This is a genomic window from Rhizobium sp. BK176 (assembly GCF_024808055.1).
On sequence record NZ_JANUBV010000007.1, the window covers coordinates 156,870 to 181,058 of the forward strand.

General features: G+C 60.2%; 22 protein-coding genes. 9 read left to right on the forward strand and 13 right to left on the reverse strand.

Annotated features, from left to right (window positions below; all coding sequences use genetic code 11):
- Positions 1-123: 123 nt before the first annotated feature.
- From FHT76_RS21690 to pncA, 3 genes are all read left to right on the forward strand, one after another.
- Positions 124-1,584 carry a sensor domain-containing diguanylate cyclase gene (locus FHT76_RS21690; RefSeq protein ID WP_183860874.1) on the forward strand — a complete coding sequence of 487 codons (1,461 nt, stop codon included), beginning with the start codon at positions 124-126 and terminating at the stop codon, positions 1,582-1,584.
- A 207-nt stretch (positions 1,585-1,791) separates the two neighbouring features.
- On the forward strand, positions 1,792-3,072 hold the full coding sequence (locus tag FHT76_RS21695; RefSeq protein ID WP_405049308.1) for a sugar MFS transporter: 1,281 nt from the start codon (positions 1,792-1,794) through the stop codon (positions 3,070-3,072).
- A gap of 105 nt (positions 3,073-3,177) precedes the next feature.
- A complete protein-coding gene (gene pncA, locus FHT76_RS21700; RefSeq protein ID WP_183860876.1) occupies positions 3,178-3,804 on the forward strand; it encodes a bifunctional nicotinamidase/pyrazinamidase in 627 nt (208 codons plus the stop codon).
- A 13-nt stretch (positions 3,805-3,817) separates the two neighbouring features.
- Here the strand turns inward: pncA and FHT76_RS21705 are convergent, their stop codons facing one another.
- A complete protein-coding gene (locus tag FHT76_RS21705; RefSeq protein ID WP_183860878.1) occupies positions 3,818-4,066 on the reverse strand; it encodes a DUF2164 domain-containing protein in 249 nt (82 codons plus the stop codon).
- A gap of 133 nt (positions 4,067-4,199) precedes the next feature.
- Between FHT76_RS21705 and FHT76_RS21710 the strand changes: the two genes are divergently transcribed.
- Positions 4,200-4,916, forward strand: a complete 717-nt coding sequence (locus tag FHT76_RS21710) for an AzlC family ABC transporter permease (protein ID WP_183754618.1) — start codon at positions 4,200-4,202, stop codon at positions 4,914-4,916.
- A 2-nt stretch (positions 4,917-4,918) separates the two neighbouring features.
- Positions 4,919-5,227, forward strand: a complete 309-nt coding sequence (locus FHT76_RS21715; RefSeq protein ID WP_016554492.1) for an AzlD domain-containing protein — start codon at positions 4,919-4,921, stop codon at positions 5,225-5,227.
- A gap of 15 nt (positions 5,228-5,242) precedes the next feature.
- Here the strand turns inward: FHT76_RS21715 and FHT76_RS21720 are convergent, their stop codons facing one another.
- The gene (locus tag FHT76_RS21720) at positions 5,243-7,078 is read right to left on the reverse strand and encodes an aminopeptidase P family protein (RefSeq protein ID WP_183860880.1); all 1,836 of its coding nucleotides are present in this window, start codon (positions 7,076-7,078) and stop codon (positions 5,243-5,245) included.
- A 279-nt stretch (positions 7,079-7,357) separates the two neighbouring features.
- Here FHT76_RS21720 and FHT76_RS21725 point away from each other — a divergent pair, with 279 nt between their 5' ends.
- Positions 7,358-7,531 carry a hypothetical protein gene (locus tag FHT76_RS21725; protein ID WP_183860882.1) on the forward strand — a complete coding sequence of 58 codons (174 nt, stop codon included), beginning with the start codon at positions 7,358-7,360 and terminating at the stop codon, positions 7,529-7,531.
- 159 nt (positions 7,532-7,690) lie between these two features.
- On the opposite strand, the gene FHT76_RS21730 is transcribed toward FHT76_RS21725, so the two are convergent.
- Genes FHT76_RS21730 through FHT76_RS21740 form a run of 3 tightly spaced genes read right to left on the reverse strand, consistent with a single transcriptional unit; the run spans position 7,691 to position 10,315 of the window.
- Complete coding sequence (locus FHT76_RS21730; protein WP_183861407.1) at positions 7,691-8,569, reverse strand: 50S ribosomal protein L11 methyltransferase; 879 nt, start codon at positions 8,567-8,569, stop codon at positions 7,691-7,693.
- 11 nt (positions 8,570-8,580) lie between these two features.
- Positions 8,581-9,708: an NAD(P)/FAD-dependent oxidoreductase gene (locus tag FHT76_RS21735; protein WP_183860884.1), complete on the reverse strand. Its 1,128-nt coding sequence runs from the start codon at positions 9,706-9,708 to the stop codon at positions 8,581-8,583.
- Between the two features lie 4 nt (positions 9,709-9,712).
- Positions 9,713-10,315, reverse strand: coding sequence for an SCO family protein (locus FHT76_RS21740; protein WP_183754611.1), 603 nt, complete (start codon positions 10,313-10,315; stop codon positions 9,713-9,715).
- A gap of 353 nt (positions 10,316-10,668) precedes the next feature.
- Between FHT76_RS21740 and FHT76_RS21745 the strand changes: the two genes are divergently transcribed.
- Positions 10,669-12,633, forward strand: coding sequence for a methyl-accepting chemotaxis protein (locus tag FHT76_RS21745; protein ID WP_183860886.1), 1,965 nt, complete (start codon positions 10,669-10,671; stop codon positions 12,631-12,633).
- A 2-nt stretch (positions 12,634-12,635) separates the two neighbouring features.
- Entirely contained in the window at positions 12,636-13,106 is a 471-nt protein-coding gene (locus tag FHT76_RS21750) for a chemotaxis protein CheW (protein WP_056812703.1), read from the forward strand.
- Between the two features lie 102 nt (positions 13,107-13,208).
- Here the strand turns inward: FHT76_RS21750 and FHT76_RS21755 are convergent, their stop codons facing one another.
- The 3 genes from FHT76_RS21755 to FHT76_RS21765 form a co-directional block, all read right to left on the reverse strand.
- Positions 13,209-14,078: an aldose 1-epimerase family protein gene (locus tag FHT76_RS21755; protein ID WP_183860888.1), complete on the reverse strand. Its 870-nt coding sequence runs from the start codon at positions 14,076-14,078 to the stop codon at positions 13,209-13,211.
- Positions 14,079-14,157: 79 nt separating this feature from the next.
- On the reverse strand, positions 14,158-14,649 hold the full coding sequence (locus FHT76_RS21760; RefSeq protein ID WP_183754605.1) for a CreA family protein: 492 nt from the start codon (positions 14,647-14,649) through the stop codon (positions 14,158-14,160).
- A 62-nt stretch (positions 14,650-14,711) separates the two neighbouring features.
- On the reverse strand, positions 14,712-15,302 hold the full coding sequence (locus FHT76_RS21765) for a 3'-5' exonuclease (RefSeq protein ID WP_183860890.1): 591 nt from the start codon (positions 15,300-15,302) through the stop codon (positions 14,712-14,714).
- A 328-nt stretch (positions 15,303-15,630) separates the two neighbouring features.
- On the opposite strand from FHT76_RS21765, the gene FHT76_RS21770 reads away from it, so the two are divergent.
- Positions 15,631-16,098: a GNAT family N-acetyltransferase gene (locus tag FHT76_RS21770; protein WP_246712583.1), complete on the forward strand. Its 468-nt coding sequence runs from the start codon at positions 15,631-15,633 to the stop codon at positions 16,096-16,098.
- A gap of 20 nt (positions 16,099-16,118) precedes the next feature.
- On the opposite strand, the gene ligA is transcribed toward FHT76_RS21770, so the two are convergent.
- The 5 genes from ligA to ftsZ all read right to left on the reverse strand — a co-directional run bounded on the left by ligA (position 16,119) and on the right by ftsZ (position 24,187).
- Positions 16,119-18,284 carry an NAD-dependent DNA ligase LigA gene (gene ligA, locus FHT76_RS21775; RefSeq protein WP_183860894.1) on the reverse strand — a complete coding sequence of 722 codons (2,166 nt, stop codon included), beginning with the start codon at positions 18,282-18,284 and terminating at the stop codon, positions 16,119-16,121.
- Positions 18,285-18,394: 110 nt separating this feature from the next.
- A complete protein-coding gene (gene recN, locus FHT76_RS21780; RefSeq protein ID WP_183860896.1) occupies positions 18,395-20,068 on the reverse strand; it encodes a DNA repair protein RecN in 1,674 nt (557 codons plus the stop codon).
- A 5-nt stretch (positions 20,069-20,073) separates the two neighbouring features.
- Positions 20,074-20,943 carry an outer membrane protein assembly factor BamD gene (locus tag FHT76_RS21785; RefSeq protein ID WP_183754596.1) on the reverse strand — a complete coding sequence of 290 codons (870 nt, stop codon included), beginning with the start codon at positions 20,941-20,943 and terminating at the stop codon, positions 20,074-20,076.
- A 275-nt stretch (positions 20,944-21,218) separates the two neighbouring features.
- Positions 21,219-22,175, reverse strand: coding sequence for a UDP-3-O-acyl-N-acetylglucosamine deacetylase (gene lpxC / locus FHT76_RS21790; RefSeq protein WP_183754594.1), 957 nt, complete (start codon positions 22,173-22,175; stop codon positions 21,219-21,221).
- 287 nt (positions 22,176-22,462) lie between these two features.
- On the reverse strand, positions 22,463-24,187 hold the full coding sequence (ftsZ, locus tag FHT76_RS21795; RefSeq protein ID WP_183860898.1) for a cell division protein FtsZ: 1,725 nt from the start codon (positions 24,185-24,187) through the stop codon (positions 22,463-22,465).
- Between the last annotated feature and the right edge of the window lie 2 nt (positions 24,188-24,189).

Sequence of the window (24,189 nt, forward strand, 5' to 3'; positions counted from 1 at the left end):
CGGAAGAGAAACCACGGCGTCAAAACAGCGCAACCTGTTATCGCCGCGTCAAGCGAAGGTTTACGAATCATCCTTAAAGATCCGTGAGGTAACGCCGCGCACTCAACAACCGAAAGCCCTGTCATGAGCGATTCCGATATCTTTGACCTCTCACCTATCGCGATGTGGATCGAGGATTTCAGCGGTGTTAAGACACAATTCGATCGCTGGCGCGCCGAAGGCGTCGAAGATATCAGAGCCTATCTCAGGGAGGACACGGGTCGCGTCGCCTCCTGCTCGCAACTGATCCGCGTACTACGCGTCAACCGCAAGACACTTGAACTCTTCGAAGCCAACGACCTCGACCACTTGGTAGCAAATCTCGGTTCGGTCTTTCGCGATGAGATGCTCGAAAGCCACGTCAACGAACTGGCCGAACTCTGGGACGGCAAGACGGAGTTCACGAGCAGCGCCGTCAACTACACACTGTCCGGACGCCGGCTTGATATCCAACTGCGCGGCTCGGTGCTGCCAGGGCACGAGCAATCGCTTGCACAGGTGATGCTCACGACCGAAGATGTCACTGCTCGTGAGGAAGCACGCCGCAAGGAACGCGAGAATCGGCGCTACGCCGAAGGCATCTTCGAGCATTCGCCGGTTTCGCTTTGGGTCGAGGATTTCAGCCGGATCAAGCTGCTGCTGCAGAGTGTTCGCGATCGCGGCATCGACGATTTCAGGGTGTTCACCGACGTCCACCCGGAATTTGTGCGCCAGTGCATGAGCGAGATTCGTGTCATCGACGTCAACCAGGCCACACTCGACCTGTTCTGCGCGCCGGACCGTCGCACGTTGATGCACCGTATCGGCGATGTCTTTCGCGATGACATGGAAAAGCATTTCCGCGAACAGCTGATCGAGTTGTGGCATGGCCGTCTATTCCATCAGCGTGAAGTCGTGAACTACGCGCTTGACGGCTCCGAGCGCTATGTCCTCCTTCAGTTCTCCGTTTTGCCCGGCCACGAGGCGGACTGGGCACTGGTGCAGGTGGCGCTCACCGACATCACCGCGCGCAAGAAGGCCGAGGCTTATCTCGAATATCTCGGCAAGCACGACGTGCTGACCAAGCTCCACAATCGTGCCTTCTACGTCGACGAACTGAACAGGCTGGAGCGCAAGTCGCTGCGTCCAGTGTCGGCCGTCATCATCGATCTCAATGGCCTGAAGGAAGCAAATGACCAGCTCGGGCATGACGCAGGCGACGCGCTGCTGCGTCGACTGGGCGAAGTTCTGGGCGGCGCTGTCGCACAACCCAACCATGCGGCCCGAATCGGCGGCGACGAGTTTGCAGTTCTCATGCCTGGCGCCGACAAGCAGGCCGTCGCCACGATGGTCGAGACGATCGGCGAACTTCTGAAGATCAACAACCAGTTCTATTCCAATGCACCGCTCAGCATTTCTCTGGGTGTCGCGACAAGCGAGCCCGGGGAAACGATGGAGTCGATGGTGCGGCGTGCCGACATTGCCATGTACGCACAGAAGCGCGCCTATCACGCCAGTCGCACGGCAGAAGAACAGGCAGGCGCGAAGTCCGCCTGCGCGGCCTAAGGCCCGTCCAATTCGCGGTCGAGAACCTCCCACCAACCGCACAATAAAATAGTTTGAATACTACCAATTCGACTCCAAATGAATATATGAAGCCTTGTGGCTTGCTGCACGCCTCCTCCCAAGCGCTCTGCCGAGCCACCGCCGGCCCATCGCCTTGATAGCTCCGAGGGAAGTTTCCGGCGCAACAAGAACAAGAGGTACAAGACAGTGGCTGGTATCATCACCAACAACGCCGCGACGACACGCCCGGCTACGACTTCCCCGGCAGCGAACTATCGATTTGCGCTCGTGGCGCTGACGTCGCTGTTTTTCATGTGGGGCTTCATCACCTGCCTGAACGACATTCTCATTCCGCATCTGAAGAACGTCTTCCATCTGAATTACACGCAGTCCATGCTGATTCAGTTCTGCTTTTTCGGCGCGTACTTCATCATCTCCTTGCCCGCCGGCGCGCTCGTCAAGCGCATCAGCTACAAGTGGGGTATCGTAACCGGCCTCCTCATCGCTGCGGTCGGTTGCGCGCTGTTCATTCCTGCAGCGAGCTACCGCGTCTACGCGCTCTTCCTCGGAGCCTTTTTCGTACTGGCAACCGGGATCACTCTGCTTCAAGTCGCGGCCAATCCCTATGTCACCGTGCTCGGTCCACCCGACACGGCCGCAAGCCGCCTGACCCTGACGCAGGCATTCAACTCTCTTGGCACCACGCTTGCACCCATGTTCGGTGCGTTCCTGATCCTGTCCGCTACGACCGCCGCCGTTGTCGGCGCCACACCCGAACAACTCGATGCCATGAGGCTCGCCGAAGCGGGCGCCGTGAAGTTTCCCTACATGCTCCTGGCCATCGCCTTCCTGGTATTGGCAGCACTTTTTGCAGCCCTGAAACTGCCGCATGTTGACAGCGCCGAAGAGATCGAGCCGATCACCGGCGGCGGCTCTGCCTGGCAGTACCGCCATCTGATCCTCGGCGCCGTCGGCATCTTCGTCTACGTCGGTGCCGAAGTCAGCATCGGCAGCTTCCTCGTCAACTTCCTGGGTCAGCCTGATATCGCCGGCTTTTCGGAAGCCGAGGCCGCGCATCACGTGTCCTATTTCTGGGGCGGGGCGATGATTGGTCGTTTCGTTGGCGCTGTCGTCATGCGTTACGTTGACGACGGCAAGGCATTGGCCTTCAATGCAGTCGTAGTAATCGCGCTCCTATTGCTGACCGTCTTCTCGGGTGGTCATGTCGCCATGTGGTCCGTGCTGGCGATCGGTCTCTTCAACTCGATCATGTTCCCAACGATCTTCAGCCTGGCACTGTACGGTCTCGGAAAACATACGAGCCAAGGCTCGGGAATCCTCTGCCTTGCAATCGTCGGCGGCGCGTTGCTTCCGCTTGTTCAAGGCGCGCTGGCGGACACGATCGGCATTCACCTCGCCTTCCTCATGCCGGTTCTGTGCTATGCTTACATCGCCTTTTACGGGCTGAAAGGGCACCGGCCGAGCTGACCCTTTCAAGGCGCACTTCGCTGATCTGCGGCGAAGTGTCTTGGCGCTTGCGCCATCCCTCCACCCTTGGCATGGTGCAGCGCACAACTCGAGGGAATCGCACCGATGAAAGCCTTGTTGCTGGTCGATATTCAAAATGGCTTCTGCCCAGGCGGCAACCTTCCAGTGCTGGATGGCCACGAGGTGGTCCCCATCGCGAATCGTCTGATCGACAGCGGCAAATACGACCTGATCGTTGCCTCGCAGGACTGGCATCCGTCCGGTCATGGCAGCTTCGCTTCCTCTCACCCGGGAAAGCAACCGTTCGAACTTGGCACATTGTCAGGCAAGCCGCAGATGATGTGGCCGGACCACTGCGTTCAGGGCACGACGGACGCAGAACTGCATCCGGACCTCAAGATGGGCAAGATCGATCTCATCCTGCAAAAGGGCGAGAATCACAGTGTCGACAGCTACTCCGCCTTTCGCGACAACGATCAGGACGCGCTGACGGGTCTTGCCCATTTCCTTGAGGGCCAGGAGGTGACCGATCTGGACGTCTGCGGTCTCGCAACCGACTACTGCGTGAAGTTCTCGGCATTGGATGCGACCGAGATGATGCCCGGCGTCCGCGTTCGCTTCATCGAAGACGCCAGCCGCGGCATCTCGCCTGAGGGCGTTGCGGCGGCGATCGAGGAGATGCGCGAGCATGGCATCGATATCATCACCAGCCGGCAGGTTCTCGACGGCTAGCGGCAGGACCTAGCTACGCCGTCGCATTCCGTTGCAATTGGTAGACGTCCTCGGAAAAGTCGTCCATCCGTCTGGCGAGCGCGATTTGCGCATCTTCCAGCCCCTTCTTGTAGTAGGCGGCGCCGACTTCCTTCGCAAAGAACTCGAGCACGAACTCCGCTTTCAGGAGACCGATCGGCTGGTCCAGCTCGCTGCTGAAATAGTGCTGAATCCGCGCAAGAAGTTCGGCCTTCTCTTCCTTCGAAAATTCGATCTGGTTCATCTTTTCTCCCCGAACGGCAATCAGTCGCGACCGCATCGTTCAGCGAAATCGATCGTTCAATCAAGGAAATTTGCTTGCGGCAGGTACTACCCCTCCTTACACGGAAGGCAAAATTCCAGAAGGATTGTCGCCGATGAGTCGCGCTGATTTTTTCGACGGTTTGCGCGGTGGCTCGGCCATCGCGCTGGCCTCGGCCCCGTTCGGGGCCTTGTTTGGAGCGCTCGCGGTTGATAACGGCATGTCACTTGCGGAAGTGACCTTCATGAGTGCCACCGTTTACGCCGGCGCGAGCCAGATGGTCGGCATCGAGCTCTTCGGCCACAATGTGCAGGCGTGGCTGATCGTTGCCTCGATCCTTGCAGTCAATTTCCGCCACGTCCTCTATTCCGCGGCGATCGCGCCTTACATCAAGCATTTTTCGCCGCTCCAGAAGTTCTTCACCTTTTTCCTTCTGGTCGATCCGCAGTTTGCGGAAACGGTCAAACGTGGCGAAAGCGGCAAGCCGGTCACGTTCATCTGGTACCTCGGCTTTGGGATCATCATCTACGTGCCCTGGGTTTTGGTCAGTCTGCTGGGCGGCACGCTCGGAAGTTACATCGGCGACCCGAAATCGATCGGACTGGACATCCTGTTGCCAGCCTATTTCCTCGGCATCGTCCTCGATTTCCGCCATCGCGACAACTTTCTACCGGTCGCTGCCGTTAGCGCGGTCGCCTCTGTTGTCGCCTACCATTATGTCGGCTCGCCTTGGCACGTAAGCCTTGGCGCCGCTGCCGGCATCGTGCTTGCCGCCCTGTTCCCGCCGCCGCCGCATGAACAGGAACTCGAATCCGATCTGCACGAGGTATGATGATGGCCTTCGATCTTCACATGGCGCTCGTGATCCTGGCGGCAGCGGCTGCGACCTACGCGACGCGCATCGGTGGCTATATCCTCATCACGACTATGAAGCGCATCCCGCCGCGCATGGAGGCAGCACTTGCCGCAGTTCCGGCCGCTGTGTTGACGACGCTTGTCGCGCCGGCCTTCTTCACCGGTGGCTGGGAGTCGAAGCTCGCCCTACTCGCCGCGCTCGTCGTCGGCCTGAGGGCCTCGCACACCTGGATGCTGATTGTCGCATGGCTCGTCGTGATGGCCTGGCGTCACACCATCGGCATGTGACGCCGCCGGCGCTAGTCAATATTCGAGCGGCAGGGTGGCATTCTCCAGCCACGCCTTGACGTCGTGGTCGTGGATCAGCGGCATCAGCGCCTCACGCGTGCGTTCGTGATAGCCATTGAACCAATGCAGTTCGTCGTGCGTCAGAAGTTCCGGAATGACCAGGCTCCGGTCAATCGGGCAGAAGGTCAGCGTCTCGAAGCCAAGCATCGGCAAGTCACCGCCGTCGATCGCCTCCGCCTCTCGGACATAGATCAAATTCTCGATGCGAATCCCGAAAGCGCCTGGCCTGTAGTAGCCAGGCTCGTTCGAGAGAATCATCCCTGGCAGCAGCTCCTGCGTTGAAAGCCTGGCGATGCGCTGCGGCCCTTCATGCACTGAAAGATAGGACCCGACCCCGTGGCCGGTGCCATGGGCGAAATCAGCCCCTGCTCGCCAAAGCGCGATGCGGGCCAGCGGATCGAGGTCACAGCCGCGGGTGCCCTTGGGAAAGCGCGCGGTGCTGATCTGGATCATCCCCTTCAGCACCAGCGTGAAGAAGCGCTTATGTTCCTCGGTGACCGAGCCGATACCGACGGTGCGGGTAATGTCGGTCGTACCGTTGATGTACTGGGCACCGGAATCGATCAGGAAGAGTTCCCCGGCTTGAAGCTTGCGGTTCGTTTCCGTCGTCACGCGGTAGTGCATGATCGCCGCATGCTCACCGGCACCGGAGATCGTGTCGAAGGAGATGTCCTTCAACGGGTTCTGCATGCTCTGGCCGACGCGAGCGCGTGCCGCTTCCAGCTTCTCCGCCACCTCGATTTCGGTCACCGTTCCCGGCTTGGTCTGCGACAGCCAGTAGAGAAACTCGACCATGGCCGCGCCGTCCTGGAGATGCGCGGCAGCAGAACCATCGATCTCCACGCCGTTCTTGACGGCCCGTGGCAGCTTCGCGGGATCATTGCCTTCCACGACCTCGCCACCCGCCTTGCGAATGATCTCCGCCAGGGCATACGAGGTGAGATCCGGATCGACCAGGACGCGGCCACCATCCCTTGCAACGGTCGACAGTTTCTTTTCGAGTTCCGACGGTGGAAGCTGAACGCACATCTGTGCAAGATAGGCTTCCGCCTCGATGCCGGTTTTGCGCTTGTCGAGGAAGAGATCGGCCTTGCCGTCGGCATGGATGATCGCGCGCGCCAGCGGGTGCGGCGTATGCGGCACATCGGCACCGCGGATATTGAAGGTCCAGGCCACCGAAGACGGATCCGCGATCAGGGCCGCCTTCAAGTTCTTCTTTGCGAGATCGGCTGCAATCGTCGCGATCTTCTCGGTCGCGAGTATGCCCGCCTGCACGACGTTCTGGATTGCCACCTGCCCCAGCGGTTCCTGCGGGCGGTCGCTCCAGAGCTCATCAAGGGGATTGTGGGGAAGGACGACAAGCGAACCACCAATTTCGGCGAGCGCCTTCTCTAATCGCCGCACCTCCGCGCCGGAATGCAGCCACGGATCGATACCGAGACGCAGGCCCTTCGAACCATTCTTCGCAAGCCAAGCGTGGGGCGGTTCGTTCACAAGGTCTCCGCCGGTGAAGACGGAATTATCCACTTGCTCGGCAAGCTGCGTCACGTAGCGCCCATCCACGAAGACAATCGCCGCCGCACGCGTCACCAGCGCGATGCCCGCCGATCCGGTGAAGCCCGTCAACCAGGACAAACGCTCCGAACAAGCCGGGACATATTCGCCGTTGAACTCGTCGGCGCGCGGCACCAGAAAGGCGTCGATGCCAAGCGCATCAAAACTTGCCCGCAAAGCGGAGACGCGATCGCGGCCGAATTGTGGCGTCGAAGTGACTTCAAAAGACTGGAACATGCTCAATAACCCGGTTTTGTGCGAATCCCTCAGCGACGGGATTCGGCTATGTTATCGGAATTTCAGGCGAATACGAGAAATCTGCAAAGTGATGCCTGAGCAAAAGCCGCCCAATAATTCGGCGGAAATGAGGCATCGATTCACAAACTGGCACGCTTTATGCATTCAGCGCATGGCTCCCATGAACGAAACCCTCTCCCTCCGCTTTTCTAAATCGCTATATAGGCGCCATCAAACAGGTTCGAGACGAACCTGAAACGAAACAAAAGGAATTCAGATATGACTGCCCCTCTGTCGCGCTTCGCTTACAGCAGCCCGGTACAGGCTGGCGAGCGCCAGACTGTGCGTCACATCATCGGCTCGCGCCGTCCGCTGCATGAGGACACCCTCAAGATGCTCGGCGCCGGCCAAAGGGTTACGCGCCATCAGGTCGCAACCAGCTACGCGTTCTGAGCAACTCGCCGCTCCCTTCTCCTCCTCCCTCACGGGATCGGCGATCAGAACCAGTAGAAGCCCGCTCGAGCGCTCCTCCTCCTTCGAGCTCGCGGGCATGACCGGGAAACTGGTCCGAAGGCGGTGCCATTGGCACCGCCTTTTCTTTTTGCCTTCATTTCAGGGGCGGTCGAGATGGATCGTCACCCAGCCGTTGCGCCAGATGGTGCGGACATGCCGCAGATGCGCGCCATTGTAGGCGGCCAGCACCTTCCAGCGTTGCGCGGCAAGAATTCCGGAGAGGATGACCGAACCACCGGGCGCCAGATGATTAACGAGTTGCGGCGCCATCTTGATCAGTGGCCGCGCCAGGATATTGGCAATGATCAGATCGAAGGGGCCGTGGGCGGAAAATGCGGTCGAGTGAAAGCCCGGGGCCGTTGCCGTCGAAATGCCTGACGCAATGCCGTTGCTTCTGACATTCTCGGCCGCAACCTTCGTTGCGATCGGATCGATATCGGTCGCGAGAACAGGAATGTTCCGGAGCTTCCGCACGGCAATCGCCAGAACGCCGCTGCCGGTTCCGAGGTCAAGCGCATTGCGCACTGGGCGGGAACGAAGAACGCGATCGATCGTCTCCAGGCAGCCGGCCGTTGTGCCATGATGACCGGTACCAAACGCCTGGCCCGCATCGATCTCAATAGCGATGTCGCCCGGACGCACCTTATCGCGGTCGTGCGAGCCGTGGACGAGAAACCGCCCCGCCCGCACCGGCTTCAGCCCCTCGAGTGATTTCGCAACCCAATCGACATCGGGGATAACCTCACGCTCTACCTTTGCGTCGGGAAAACTCGTCTTCAGCGCTTCCTCGACACGCGCTCTGACCTCCGCCTCGTCCTCACGCATCATGTAGACAGACGCTTCCCAAATGTCCTTTTTCTCGTCGATCTCAGTCGTCGCGATTGCGAAGTCTTCTTCGCCAAAGACATCGGACAACAGATCCAGGATCTCGCCGGCCAGTACTTCGGTTGTCGTCACATAAAGGCGTATTTCCACAATCGGTCTTTCTTCTATAGCGCGCCAGCGATCCAGGGAGGCGACTGCGTATCATATCCCGACACGCCGCGAAGCAATTTTTGTCGGAAGGCAGGTATTCGCAAAAGGAAGGGGACGGCAAGGTTTCGGACCGCGATCGCCATCGGATTCTCCATGGTGATCAGCGACGTCAATTGGTGGGTCTGTTTCAGCACCGTCGTCACCGCCGGCATCCTCAGAGCCGCATATTCGCGTTCCCGCCCCTCAGAAATGAGCCAGGCGAGCCAGCACGCGTCTTCTATGCCAAGGTTCATCCCGCGCGCACCGGCCGGCGAGTGAATATGCGCCGCGTCACCTGCGAGAAACACGTTACCCCTTGCCATCTCCGAAGCACGACGGAAGTGAATGCGAAAATCGGAGGCCCAGACGCGCTCGGTGACCCGTGCAGGATGCCGGATGCGGCTCTCGAAATCGGGGAGCGTCGAGATATAGCGCAGGACATCATGCGTAACAGGCAGACGTCCGATCATCCCCGGGTCGAGCAGATTGATCTCGACAAAGCCGGTATCGACCGGTTCGTCGTAGCGGAAATCCGCGAGATAAAAGCTGCTCTCCAGCGCCTGCCCGGGGAAATCGATGCCGACAGCCTTGCGCACCGTCGAATGAGCGCCGTCGGCGCCAATGACAATATCGAAATCCGCCGTTTCTACAGATCCATCGGGCTTCCGCAGAGTTACTCGCGGCTTCGAGGTATCCCGCGAAACCGTCTCCACCACGGTCTGCCATTCGGGAGCAACCTCAAAATCGGAAAGCTTGCCCAACAGGAGCCGCTCGGTATGTCCCTGCGCCAGCATCTGGATAGCGCTGTAGGGACCGGGCACGGTTGTCGTGTCGACGTCGGCAAGCAGTCTGTTCCCGGAGACGATGCGGAAATGCGCAATCCGCTGTGCTTCCTGCAGGATGGCGTCGCTTACACGTGAAGGCGAAAGCAGCGTCAGTGTTCTGGCATTGATGCCGAGAGCCCGGCTTTCCGCCAACGGCACAGGGCCGGCGTCACCGTCGATGATACGCGGAACGTGCCCGCGCCGGGCAAGTTCGAGGGCGGCAGTCAGGCCGGTCGTGCCGGCGCCGGCGATCAAGATGCTGCGATGCCCTGACGCCATGCCGTCATCCCTTGCTGACGAGGTTCTCCAATTTCTTTACCGCCGTATCGGGGTTTTCGCCATAGGCGATGGTGCCGGCGAAGCGCCCCGCCGAGTCGAGCAGGAAGACGGAAGCCGTGTGGTCCATTGTGTAGTCGCCGTCCGGCTTGCTCTCGTCGACAGGAACTTTCTTGGCGTAGACCCGGTAGCCCTTGATGACATCGGCGACCTTGTCGGGCGCGCCTGAAATACCGACGATGCGCTTGGACACATTGGAGACGTACTGGTTCATCACGTCAGGCGTGTCGCGCTCCGGATCGACGGTCACAAAATACGCTTGAAGCTTCTTGCCCTCTGGGTCGACCTTCTCCAGCCAACCATTCATTTCGAACAGCGTTGTCGGGCAGACTTCCGGGCAATGAGTGAACCCAAAGAACAGCGCCGTCGGTTTGCCGCGGAAGGCCTGCTCGGTGATCGGTTGGCCGTCCTGGGCGACCAGCGTGAACGGCACGCCGAACGGTCCCTCGGACACCGCGTCTTTCGTCTTGGTGACATTGAGGGTCAGCCAGCCGAGAATCCCGGCCATCAACAGCACCGCAACCCACACCGCAACGCGGACAGTCTTCATCGATCAAACCTCTGATGTCGGGACCATTCCCGTTCACGGGTGATATCGCCTCATTCTCGACGGCGCAATTCAACAAGACGTTTCCCGCCGGCGACCGATTGCCCCACAGGCACACGGAAAAAGCGTAATCGAACTAAAAAGCCCAGATAGTTACCAACACATGCTGGTACGAGAGGAGGCAGCCTACAATCTTTGAGGGTTAGTAAATACTTAAAAATACACATCTATATTTAGCACTGGATGGAGCGTCCGCCGCTCCCGTGACATGACGTCTGCCTGGCATTTCGATCCCGGCTATCCGCGTGAGCGCAAAATGGATACCGCGTCTCATCGCGGAGGGGGATAATCATCACATGACTGATATGAAAGTGCGCAGCAGCCTCTCTGTTGGCCAGAGGCTCGGCACCCTTGCGGGCGCTGCGTTCATCGGGTTCGGCTCGATGATCGCGGTTGGCTGGTACCAGAATTCAAGCGCTGATGCCGGTCTAAGACACGCCAACGAAATCCAGGTCAGCGTCGACCACATCAACGAGATGCGAGCCGCAAACCTCACTCTGATTCTTGCCGCCATGGACACCATCGTCGATCGTGGCGATCGCACAGTGATGCCCGAACGCCTGAAGCTGATGAATGACGCAATTGCGGGGCTACAAAACAGCTCCAAGGAATTGCACCGTCTGGCCGAAGAGTTGAACGCTGGAAGCCTGCTATCCACGTATGACGCAGACGTCGCGACGCTCGGGAAGAATATCGTCGGCGACCTGAAGGCGGCTGTCGAAGCCGGCGCGCCAGACAGTGAGTTCGACAGGCTCGACGACGCTATCGACGGAGGTGGCGACAAAGTAGGCGCGACATTGGACAAGCTCGCGCGCGATGGCGGCGAACTCGCCAAGGCTCGAATCGACGAGGCAAACGCGATCTCGCAGCGGGCAATCCACATCCAGCTTGCACTCGGTATCGTTGCCATCCTCGCAATGGCGATCCTGCAGTACATTCATGGCGGCTCCATCAGCCGCGGCATCGAGGCCGTCCGCAAGAGCATGCACGCGATCATGCGGGGCGATCTCGCCAGCCACGTCCCCGCCACCGAGCGTGGCGACGAGATCGGCGACATGGCACGCGCGGCGGAAAGCTTCCGGCTTGCCGCAATCGACAAGTTGGAACTCCAGGCGCGGACTGACAGCGAGCGTCAGCAAAGCGACGCAGAGCGTCGCAGCCGCGAAGCAGCAAAGCTGGCCGATGCCGAGGCGCTCGACAATGCTGTCAAGGCATTGGGCCAGGGCCTCAACCGGCTCGCTGGCGGCGACGTAACGGTCACCATCGACCAGCCATTCAAGCCTGAACTGGAGCGCCTGCGCAGCGACTTCAATTTGACCACGGCAACACTCCGCCAGACGATGGCCGGCATTTCTCAGAACGGTACGTCCATCCAGGCAAGCAGCCAGCAGATGCGTGCCGCCGCCGACGATCTCGCCAAGCGCACGGAGCAGCAAGCCGCATCGCTTGAGGAAACATCCGCGGCACTCGATCAGATCACGGCAACGGTCCGTAACGCCACCAACCGCGCCGAAGAAGTCGGCCACATGGTTGCCCATACCCGACAGAACACGACGAAATCAGATGCGGTCGTCACCGACGCCATGGCCGCCATGGAGCGAATCGCTACGGCCTCTCGTGAGATCGGAACGATCATCAACGTCATCGATGAGATCGCTTTCCAGACCAACTTGCTCGCCCTCAATGCCGGCGTCGAAGCAGCGCGTGCCGGCGAAGCTGGCAAGGGCTTCGCGGTCGTCGCGCAGGAGGTGCGCGAACTCGCCGGTCGGGCAGCAGGGGCTGCCAAGGATATCAAGGCCTTGATCGGAAAATCCGGGGCTGAGGTAAAGGCCGGCGGCGAACTCGTGACCGCTGCAGGCGAAGCGTTGCGCCAGATCGGCGAAGATGTTTTGCGCATCGACGAGCATGTTAAATCAATCGTAACCTCTGCACGCGAACAATCCACCGGACTGAACGAAATCAACACGGCCATCAGCCAGATGGACCAGGTCACGCAGAAGAACGCGGCCATGGTGGAAGAGACGAACGCAGCAAGCCATGCGCTCGCCACCGATGCCGACAGCCTGATCCACCTGATCCGGACGTTCAAGATCGGCGAGGGCATGAATGCCCGTTCCACGCCGCGGGAAGCCACCGCAGTCTCGCATCCGAAACCATCTCCCGCACGAAGCCTGATCGGCAAGGTCGCGGGCGCATTCAGCGGCGGCGCAACCGCCAGAGCCATGGCCGCACCGGCCGGAGACAACTGGGAAGAATTCTGATCATGAACAACACCGTCATCAACCAGACCGGCTCGCATCTCGAGATCGTCTCCTTCCATCTCGGCGAGCAGGAATTCTGCATCGACATCATGGCGATCCGCGAAATTCGCGGCTGGGCGCCGGTGACGCCGATGCCGCACACGCCGCCTTACGTCCTCGGCCTCATCAACCTGCGTGGCGCTGTGATCCCTGTCATCGACATGGCCTGCCGTCTCGGCATGAAGATGACCGAGCCGTCAGAGCGCTCTGCCATCATCGTCACCGACATTGCTGGCAAGCTCGTCGGCCTGCTGGTCGAACAGGTCTCCGACATGATGACCATCAAGAGCGAAGACCTGCAGCCGGCCCCGGAAATCATCCCGGAAGCGCAGCGCGCCTTCTGCCGCGGCATCGTCGCCCTCGAAAAGACCATGGTCTGCTTCCTGAACCTCGACACCGTCATCGCCGACGAATTGACGCGCGAAGCTGCGTAATAGCCCGTCTTGCGCGGTCACGTCCCATAAGCAAACTCGCCGCCTGCAAGACTACTTGCAGGCGGTTTTCGTCTTTCGCGCGTGGAAAGATGCCAGCTTTAACTACTCCACGATCTCGACCGTGAATGCAAAGCGGCTGGTTTCGCCGGGAGGCAATGTCAGGCTGTACGGGCGCTTTGCAATCTCGTTCGAGCCGTCCTTCTCAGCGGCCGTTCCATGCCAGGGTTCGATACAGATGAACGGTGCGCCCGGTTTCTGCCAGAGCGCCAGATTGGGCAGATTTTCAAAACGGAAATGCATCGTCGGCCCACCATCGACACCGTAGCTTAATCCCTTCCCCGCCCCCTCGGGAAAGATCATGGCATCCTGCTCGAACATGCCGCGGTCCAGCACAAGCCGTCCGGCCTTGAATGGCGACGCCAGCTTCGCGGGCGAGATCAACCCACCCTGCAATCGCACCAAACCTGGCTCTCCCTGATTGTCGAGGGTGATGACGTGATCGCGCCCGGCAAATCCAGGCAATGGCCAGACGAAGGCGGGATGAAAGCCGAGGCCGAAGGGCAACGGCCGGCTATCGCGATTTGTGACCTCGGCTGCGACGGTCAGTGCCCGTCCCTCCAGCGTGTGTTCTACCGCCAACAGGAAGTCGAAAGGATAGACCGCCCGCGTCGTCGGCGATGAGGCGAGTTCATACCGGCATGTCGTTGCGTCCGCGGAGGCAAGGGCAAATTCCGTCCGGCGCGCGAAACCGTGCTGCCCCATCGGATAGGTCTCGCCGTCGATCGCCAACATGTCCTCGGGCGCCTTGCCGACAATCGGAAAAAGCACCGGCGAACGTCCGCCCCAGAAAGCCGCATCTCCGTTCCACAACCACGACCGGCCGTCGCTTGTCACAAGCGACTGCATCTCGGCTCCTAGTGAGGAAACATCGACCGTCAGATATTGGTTGCCGATCCGCGCGTGGCTTGGCATGAGCGTTCCCTTCGGTTTGGTCCGCCATCGGACCATATCTGGGCCTGCCGCCGATTCCATCCGAACCGGCGTGCAGGCGTTATTGCGGCTTACCGTTTTTCCAGGTGACGTTCTGGCCATAAAGCGGGATCGTCGAGATCGCCATTTTGGCCGAGCCATCGGTCAATTCGCGGGAATGCGCGAGGTAGATCAGCGTGTCGTTTTCCTTGTCGTAGATCCGGTTGACGACCAGCTTCTTCCAGATCAGCGACATGCCCGTCTTGAAGACTTCGTCGCCGCCTTTCGAGAGGTTGATGTCGTCGATCTCGATCGGCCCGGTCTGGCGGCAGGAAATGGAATTGTTCGAGGGATCCTCAAACCAGTTGCCGTTCTTCACGCGGTCGATGACGCTGCGGTCGAAATAGGTGACGTGACAGGTTACGCCCTTCACCTGAGGGTCTGCCACTGCGTCGATGATGATGTCGTTACCGATCCAGTCGACACCAACCTTGCCGACTTGGTCAGCCGATGCCGTGCCGGCGCAGAGACCGATGAGCGAGGCAGCGAGAATGATGCAGCTTTTTCCAGACATGGTGTTTCCCTGGTTACATCCGATTCTAAGGTAAGTCCGACGGATGCCTTTACAAGGAACCTTCACGCCTTCCGGCAGGTGCAGGCTTCATATCCTTCCGGTGTCAACTTTCCCGGCTTCATCCCGATCAGAGCGGGAATGGCATTGACGGCAGCGGCACCGACGGCCTTTGCCATCGCGAGCGCCGCGTGCGCGCAGACGGCTGCGTCTTCGGCAGCGTTGTGATGCGCAAAGCGCAGGCCAAGGTGCTCGGCGACGATGTTGAGCCGATGCGACAGGAAATGCGGCCAGATCCGCTGAGCCATCTTCAGGCTGCAGAGATAGGTCAGTTCCGGATAGGATTGCCGATAGAGATCGAGGCTTGCGCGCCAGACGCTGAAATCGAAAGCAGCATTGTGCGCGATCATGGTCGCCCCCCGGAAATCGTGGTGGAACTCGTCCATAACCTCGGGAAACTCGGGTGCGTCCTCGACATGCTCCGGCCGAATGCCGTGAATGGCGATGTTCATGCCGGAAAACCGCATTTCCCTCGGTCGGATCAAACGCTCCTCTACGCGGGTCACTTTACCGTCCTCGATCCATGCCAGACCGACCGAACAGGCGCTGCCGCGCTGTTCGTTGGCTGTTTCGAAGTCAATGGCGATGGTCTTCAACCGAGGCTTCCGAGTCGATATCTTTTCACCGATTTAGCGTTGTAGGGAGCCGGAGGTAAACACCCCGGCTTGACTCAAGCGTCGCCATCAACGACTTTCGTCGCATGATCGGATCACGCGCAATTCTTACGACCATGCACCACACCACGACCCATGCAGGGCTCGGGGGAGCATTGGCGCGTTAATCGACCGATCGATCCCGAAGACCCTGCCGAGGTGAGCAGGGTTTTCGAAGCTTGCTCTCCTCCAACAACTCAAGGAGAGCGTCTTGGATAATCCGGAAGAAAAACCCCTCAAACCGCCCGTGACGGGCGTGACGATCCGCGCGATGCGCGCAAGCGACATCGAGGCGGTAACGGCCATGCTCAACCTGCCAGGCTTTCGCCACGGCACGCTCCGTCTTCCTTATCAGAGCGTCGAGGAAACACGGAAGCGTTTCGAGTCGATGCCACAGGGCAACGTGAGCATTGTCGCGGAGGTCGACGGGGTGCCGATCGGCGACGCGCATCTCATGCGCCTTCTGGGGCGGCGCAGCCACGCGGCGAGCATCGGCATGGGCGTGCACGATAATTTCACCGGAAAGGGCGTCGGCAGCGCGTTGATGCAGGCGCTTGTCGATACGGCGGACAATTGGCTTGATATCAAGCGGCTGGAACTCACGGTCTACACGGATAACGCTGCCGCCCTTGCACTCTACAAGAAGTTCGGTTTCGAGACGGAAGGCCTGTTAAAGTCCTTCGGCTTCCGAGACGGCGCCTATGTCGACGCGTACACGATGGCGCGAGTCAGGCTGTAGAAAGGCGAAGGCTGGCGTCCTCACCCACTGATCAGTGCCAGCCACTCGTCCTCGTCCATCGTTTGGACGCCAAGCTCACGTGCCTTGTCGAGCTTCGAGCCGGCTCCGGGTCCTGCGACGACGATATCGGTCTTCGTCGACACCGAACCGGCAACCTTGGCTCCAAGGCTCTCTGCCCGCGCCTTGGCCTCGTCACGCGTAAACTTCTCCAGCGAACCGGTGAAGACGACGGTCTTGCCGGCAACAGGGCTGTTGGAAGCCGCGACCTTTTCGGCCGCCAGGGGTGTGCCGTCGTTCAGTTCGGCAAGCAGCCGCGAGATGACCTCGACATTGCGCGGCTCCTTGTAGAATTCGACGATGGCGCGCGCCACGATCTCCCCGATGCCTTCAATCGCGTTGAGGTCGTTCCAGGCATCGCCGGACAGGGGCGCAGCATCCTTCATCGCTGCCTCGAAATCGGCGTAGGTGCCGTAGGAGCGCGCCAGAAGCTTCGCCGTGGTCTCTCCGATGTGGCGGATACCGAGGGCATAGATGAACCGATGCAGCGCAATGCTGCGTCGCTCGTTGATTGCCGCATAGAGCTTTCCGACGCTGACCCTGCCGAAGCCTTCGATGTTTTCAAGCTTGGTCAGCGAGTTCGCCTGCCGCTTCTCCAGAGTGAAAATATCGGGCGCAGTGCGGATCTGCAGGGCAGGATCGTCGCTCTCAAAGAAGAAGTCGACCTGCTTCGACCCCAGGCCCTCGATATCGAAGGCATTGCGGGAGACGAAGTGCTTCAGATGCTCGGTTGCCTGTGCACGGCAGATGAAACCGCCGGTGCATCGGGTAACTGAATCGAGCTTTCCCGTTTTCTCGTTCTTTTCCCGCACAGCATGACTGCCGCAGACCGGGCATTTTTGCGGGAAATCGTAGCGGACGGCGTCTGTGGGCCGCTTCTCCATGACAACATCAAGCACCTGCGGGATGACGTCGCCTGCCCGCTGTACGATAACGGTATCACCGATCCTGATGTCATGCCCGACTTCACGGATACGTTCGCCCGAATTGCCGATGCCTTCGATATAATCGGCGTTGTGTAGTGTCGCATTGGTCACAACGACGCCGCCGACCGTAATCGGCGTCAGCCGCGCTACCGGAGTGAGCGCACCGGTGCGGCCGACCTGGATATCGATATTTTCGACCGTCGTGAACGCCTGCTCGGCCGGGAACTTGTGGGCTGTCGCCCAACGTGGACTGCGTGAGCGGAAGCCAAGGCGGGCCTGCAGCTCAAGACTGTCGACCTTGTAGACGACACCGTCGATGTCATAGTCCAGATCCGGCCGCTTCAGGCCGATCTCATCGTAATGGGCCAGAATCTCGGCGACCGAATTCAGCCGCTTCATCAGCGGATTGATCGGGAAGCCCCAACTCTTGAATACCTCGACCATGCCAAACTGAGTGTCGGAAGGCATGTCGGATATCTCGCCCCAGGCATAGGCGAAGAACTTCAGCTTGCGGCTTGCCGTCACCTTGGCGTCAAGCTGACGTAGCGAACCCGCGGCCGTGTTGCGCGGATTGACGTAGGTCTGCTTCCCCTCGGCTTCCATCTGCTTGTTCAACGCTAGAAAATCGCTCTTGGCCATATAGACTTCGCCGCGCACCTCGACGACTGCTGGCGCGCTCGCAGGAAGGGTTTGAGGAATTTCCTTGATCGTCCGGATGTTGGCGGTGACGTTTTCGCCGGTCGTACCGTCGCCGCGGGTTGCAGCGCTTACCATCCTGCGGTTCTCGTAACGGATCGACATGGAGAGGCCATCGATCTTCGGCTCTGCCGTAAACGCGATCGACTGGTCCGGCAAGCGGCCGAGGAAACGATAGACGCTTGCAACGAAGTCCTGCACATCCTCCTGCGAGAAGGTGTTGTCTAGCGACAGCATCGGCCGTGCGTGCACAACAGGCGCGAAGGTCACCGAGGGTGCCGCGCCGACGCGCCGCGACGGACTGTCCTCGCGGATGAGCTCAGGGAAACGCGCCTCGATCGCGTCGTTGCGTCGCTTCAGCGCATCATACTCGGCGTCCGAGATCGCCGGACGGTCCTCGCCGTGATAGAGCTCGTCGTTGCGGGCGATCTCTCTGGCAAGCCGCTCAAGCTCGGCTGCGGCATCTTCGATCGTCAGGGCATCAACGGCTATGGCTTCAGTCGACATACGGCTCTCGCTCCACGAATCTGGAGTCGGTTTTAGAGCAAAACGTATGGATTGAAAGAGCGGGAGAGATCGTTAACCGTGCCTGCTCCCCATTTCGAAGAGCTGTGGAATCAGCCGCTGCCAGCCAGCAACCGGGCAGCAGCCGCCCTCGCCTCCTCGGTCACCGAAGCCCCGGCCAGCATGCGGGCAATTTCTTCGGTGCGATCGTCGGGCGCCATCGTCGCGACGCGCGTCGCGATCTTCTCGGAGCCGTCGGAAGTAGGCCCCTTGGAGATCAGCAGGTGCGTAGCCGCTCGCGCTGCAACCTGCGGCGCATGCGTGACGGAAAGGACCTGCACGCGGTCGGAAAGGCGTTTGAGTCGCTGACCGATCGCATCCGCAACCGCTCCGCCGACGCCGGTATCGATTTCGTCGAAGACGAGCGTTGGTGCCGAACCGCGATCGGCGAGCGCCACCTTTAGGGCGAGCAGGAAGCGCGAGAGTTCACCGCCGGAGGCGACCTTCATGATGGAGCCCGGACGCGTACCCGGATTGGTCTGAACATGGAACTCGACGATGTCGATGCCCTCGGATGTCGCATCCTCGGGATTGGTGGTGATCTCCACCATGAACCGCGCCCGCTCGAGCTTCAGTGCCGGCAATTCCGCCATCACGGCAGCAGCCAGGGCGTCGCCGGCATGATGGCGCTTGTCGGAAAGCGAGCGAGCCGCGGCGTGGTAGTTCGCCTTGCTGACACCAACTTCGGCCTCAAGCTTGGCGAGCCTTTCCTCGCCGGCGTCGAGATCCGCAAGATCGCTGATCATGCGAACGGCGAGCGCCGGCAGTTCGGTCACCGGAACAGAGTATTTGCGCGAAGCGGCGCGAAGCGCAAACAGGCGCTCTTCGACACGCTCCAATTCCTTGGGATCGTATTCCGTCTTCCTCAGCGCAGCCTCGACTTCCATTTGCGCATTGGAAAGTTGATCGAGCGCAGCATCCAGAAGCGCCACAGTGTCTTCCAGCAAGCCTGGGGCTTCGTGGCTCTTGCGCTCTAGCCGGCGCACCAGCGAGGCGATGTGCGGCACGGGAGAAGCGTTGCCATTGAGGAACTCGGACGCTTCGGCTATATCGCCCGCGATGCGCTCTGCCTTCATCATCTTCTGGCGACGGTCGGCAAGTTCGTCCTCTTCGCCGTCGTGGGGCGAAAGCTTCTCCAGTTCCTCTACGGAGGAGCGCAGATAGTCTGCCTCGCGGGCGGCGTTCTCCACCTTCTCGCGCTGTTTCTTCAGCGTTCGCTCAGTATCGCGCCAGATACGGTAGAGGTTGGAAACGGCGGCAGCGTCTTCGTTCGCGCCCGCGAAGGCATCAAGCAGGATCCTGTGCGCATGCGCGTCGACGAGTGCGCGATCATCGTGCTGGCCGTGGATCTCGACGAGCATTTGTCCGGCCTGACGCATCAGCTGAACGCTGAGCGGCTGGTCGTTGACATAGGCCTTGGTGCGCCCGTCGGAGTTCTGAACACGGCGGAAGATCAGATCGCCGTCATCATCGATGCCGTTCTCACGCAGCAGGTTGCGGGCACCGTGATCCGGGCCGACGTCGAAGACGGCCGTAACCTGGCCCTTGTCTTCGCCATGGCGAACCAGGCCGCCGTCGCCGCGACCCCCAAGGGCAAGCGAAAGGCTGTCGAGGAGGATGGATTTGCCAGCGCCGGTCTCACCGGTCAGCACCGAGAGGCCGGTCTCGAAGGCAAGATCCAGCCGCTCGATCAAAACGATATCGCGGATCGAAAGCTGGATCAGCATTGGCCTCAGGTACCGAGCAGGAGTTTCTTGCCTGCGGCAGCGATCCAGGAGCCCGGGTTTTCACGCGGCTCGGTGCCACCGCTCTTCAGGAGCTTGAAGGAATCCGCGTACCACTGGCTGTCAGGGTAGTTGTGGCCGAGAACCGCCGCAGCTGTTTGCGCCTCGTCGACGATCCCCATTGCATAGTAAGCCTCAACGAGGCGCGCGAGGGCTTCTTCGATCTGGTTGGTATTCGGATACTTCTCGACCACCGTGCGGAAGCGCGAGATCGCGGCGAGATATTCCTTACGCTCCATATAGTAGCGGCCGACCTGCATTTCCTTGCCGGCCATCTGGTCGCGTGCGAAGCGGATTTTCGCCTGTGCGTCGTCGACGTATTCGGAATCCGGATAGTTGTCGATGACCGCCTGCATGGCCTCGACGGTCTTGGCCGATGCGCGCTGATCCTGCGTGACGTCAACGATCTGCTTCGAATAGGTCAGGCCGATCAAATACTGGACGTAAGGCGCATCCTTGGACTTCGGATACTGCGCCATGTAGCGGTTACCCGAAGCAAGCGCGTCATCGAGACGGCCCTGGCGGTACTTGACGAAGGTGCTCATCACGAGGGCCTTGCGCGCCCATTCCGAGAACGGGTTCTCGCGGTCGATCGCGTCGAACTTGCGCGCCGCTTCGGCCATGTTGCCGGCCTTCATGTTGGCGAGACCCTGCGTATAGAGAACATCCGGCGGATCATTCTCGAGGCCGAGCTTGGTGATGTCGATATCGGGGTCAGACTGGCATCCGGAAATTAAGGCACCTGCGCTCAGCACCAAGAGCGATGCGAACAAAGCGCGCGCTGTCTTCATCATACTTTCAGACCCTGCATAACCCATCGGAACAATCCCAACGCCGCCATCCCTCAACGGCAGCCACGCCCTGCTGGCGTTTCTAGCCACAAATGTGGAGCCAGAGCAACGCAATGATGATGCATTAACGCATTTTTGTGGCGAGGCGGGCCATAATCGCCAGTTTTGCACCGGGAAAGCTGCAACTGTTGCCTCTAAACATCTGCGGCAAAACACCTATCCAGGATTCGCCGACAGCTCACAGCCCATAAAGAAACCGCCTCCCGAAGGAGGCGGCCCTGGCCTAAAAACTGCGATGGAGGTCATGCCGACCAGGGAGCAAATTCCGGTGCGTTGACCCGGATGAAGTCCCGGGGAGCAACACGCTGGCGCGGCGCAGACGTCTCGACCACTTCATAGGCGGTCGGATCGCTGAGCAACGCCTTGAGAGCATTGGCATTCATCTTGTGGCCGCCACGATAGGAGCGATAGCAGCCGATAAACGGAGCGCCAGCAAGCGCGAGGTCGCCGACGGCATCGAGCGCCTTGTGGCGTACGAACTCGTCCTTGGCGTAACGCAGACCTTCGACGTTGATGACGGTGTTGTCGTCCGAGATGACGACCGAATTTTCGAGCGACGAACCAAGCGCATGACCGGAGGCCCAGAGACGCTCGACATCCCGCATGAAGCCGAAGGTACGAGCGCGCGACAGCTCCGACTTGAACGTCGCGGAAGTCATATCGCCTTCCCACTTCTGACGGCCGATCAACGGGCAGTCGAAATCGATCTCGACTTCGAAGCGCATACCGTCATAGGGACGGAACTCGCTCCACGAGCCGCCATGCTCGATGCGAACCGGCTTGGTGATGCGGATATAGCGGCGCTTCACGCCGAGCGACACCAGGCCAACCTGCTCGATCGCTTCGATGAACGGCATCGAGCTGCCGTCCATGATCGGCATTTCCGCTCCATCGACCTCGATGACAACGTTGTCGAGACCAAGCGCATAGACAGCGGCCATGACATGTTCGATCGTCGCGACCGAGCGCGCCGGAGAAAAGCCGAGAACCGTGCACAGATCCGTATTGCCAACCTGCGACGACACAGCGCGGTATTCGGAAACCTCACCGTTCTCGTGCATGCGATTGAAGACGACGCCAGTGTCGGCTTCCGCCGGGTTGAAGGTAATCGAAACGTCAGCACCGGAATGGACGCCGATGCCCGAGAGCGTGATCGGACGTGATACCGTCGTCTGAAAACCCAACATGCCAATAACCATAAATTTTGCCTTTATTATCCCCTGGTAATCCGTCGCGGCTAACATGCCGGCCATCCGCCAGGGTTCATTTCACTCCGTCAAACTCGCACCATAAAGCGCACGAAGACGGTTTCTTCGAGCACATACATACGTGCGCCGGGGTTCCATTCCAAATCACTGTTTCTTTCGCTTTGTTACGAAAGCATGCCATTGAAATAACTGCATAATTCGCACCAATTTTTGCGACCAAAAACAACGATGCCCGGGAGCGTACTCCCGGGCATCGTTGTGGCGATTCCGTCCTTGCGTCAGTTCGACTGGCGGCGAAGGAACGCAGGAATTTCAAGCTGATCGTCTTCCTGCATCATGCGAGCCTGAGGAACGCTGCGGCCCTGATCGTCCAGGTTCCCGCGGCGCGGCGCATAGAGGCTTGCTTCGGGAGAAAGCGGACGACGCTGCTGCGATGCAGCCGCCGGGGCCGAGGTCATCTCCGGAGCGACTTCCTCTTCGCGGCGACCAAGCGAGCTGGTAATCCGCTTCAGGAGGCCCATCGGACCACGCTCTTCATGGGCATGCGACGGAGCAGCCGGCTGCGAGCGATGGTCGATCTCAGCCTGAACCACCGGCGGGAAGTCTTCCACCTTTGGCATGCGAACGGCCTGCTGGGCGACCATCGGCTGCTGCATGACCGGAGCCGGCTGGCTGATGACCGGCTGCTGAACCGGCTGGCTCATGACAGGTGCGTGAACGGGAGCCTGCTGGACCGGCGCCGGACGGATGATCGGAGCGGCCTCAGGAGCAGCGAAGATCTTGCTCTGCGGACGGAAGGTTTCCTGAGCTACGGGCTGCTGGACCGGAGCTGCAGCACGCGGAGCATGGATTTCAAGTTCGCGTTCCATTTCGGCTTCGGCCGTGCGAATTGCCTGCGCGACCGTGTCGACGGGCTTGGGTGCCTGCTGCATGACAGGTGCAGGCTGAACTGCGGCCGGCGCCGGAGCAACGGCCGCGGAAGGACGGACGATCGGCTTTGCCGCCGGCTGGAAGGTCTTGCCGGCTGCCGCGTTGATCGCGCGGTCGATGCCGGTCGCAACGACGGAAACGCGGATGATGCCTTCGAGCGATTCGTCGAACGTCGCGCCGAGGATGATGTTCGCATCCGGATCGACTTCCTCGCGGATACGGGTCGCCGCTTCGTCGACTTCGAAGAGGGTCAGGTCGCGACCGCCCGTGATCGAGATCAGCAGGCCCTGTGCACCCTTCATCGAGGTTTCGTCGAGCAGCGGGTTGGCGATGGCAGCTTCGGCAGCCTGCATCGCGCGGCCCTGACCGGATGCTTCGCCGGTGCCCATCATCGCACGACCCATTTCGCGCATGACCGAACGGACGTCGGCGAAATCGAGGTTGATGAGACCTTCCTTCACCATCAGGTCGGTGATGCAAGCGACACCAGAATAAAGAACCTGGTCAGCCATCGCGAAAGCGTCGGCAAAGGTCGTCTTGTCGTTGGCGATGCGGAAGAGGTTCTGGTTCGGGATAACGATCAGCGTATCGACCGACTTCTGCAGCTCCTCGATGCCCTGCTCGGCAAGCCGCATACGGCGACCGCCTTCAAAGTGGAACGGCTTGGTAACGACGCCCACCGTCAGGATGCCCTTGTTCCGGGCTGCCTGGGCAACAACCGGAGCAGCGCCCGTACCCGTGCCGCCGCCCATGCCGGCGGTAACGAAGCACATATGCGTTCCGTTCAGATGATCGATGATTTCATCGATGCATTCTTCGGCGGCCGCACGACCGACTTCCGGCTGCGAACCAGCACCGAGACCTTCCGTGACGTTGGCACCGAGCTGGATGATGCGCTCTGCCTTGGTCATTGTCAGGGCCTGGGCATCCGTGTTGGCAACGACGAAGTCGACGCCTTGGAGGCCAGCGGAGATCATGTTGTTGACAGCGTTGCCACCGCCACCGCCAACACCGAACACGGTGATACGCGGCTTAAGCTCAGTGATATCCGGCTTTTGCAGCTTGATAGTCATGT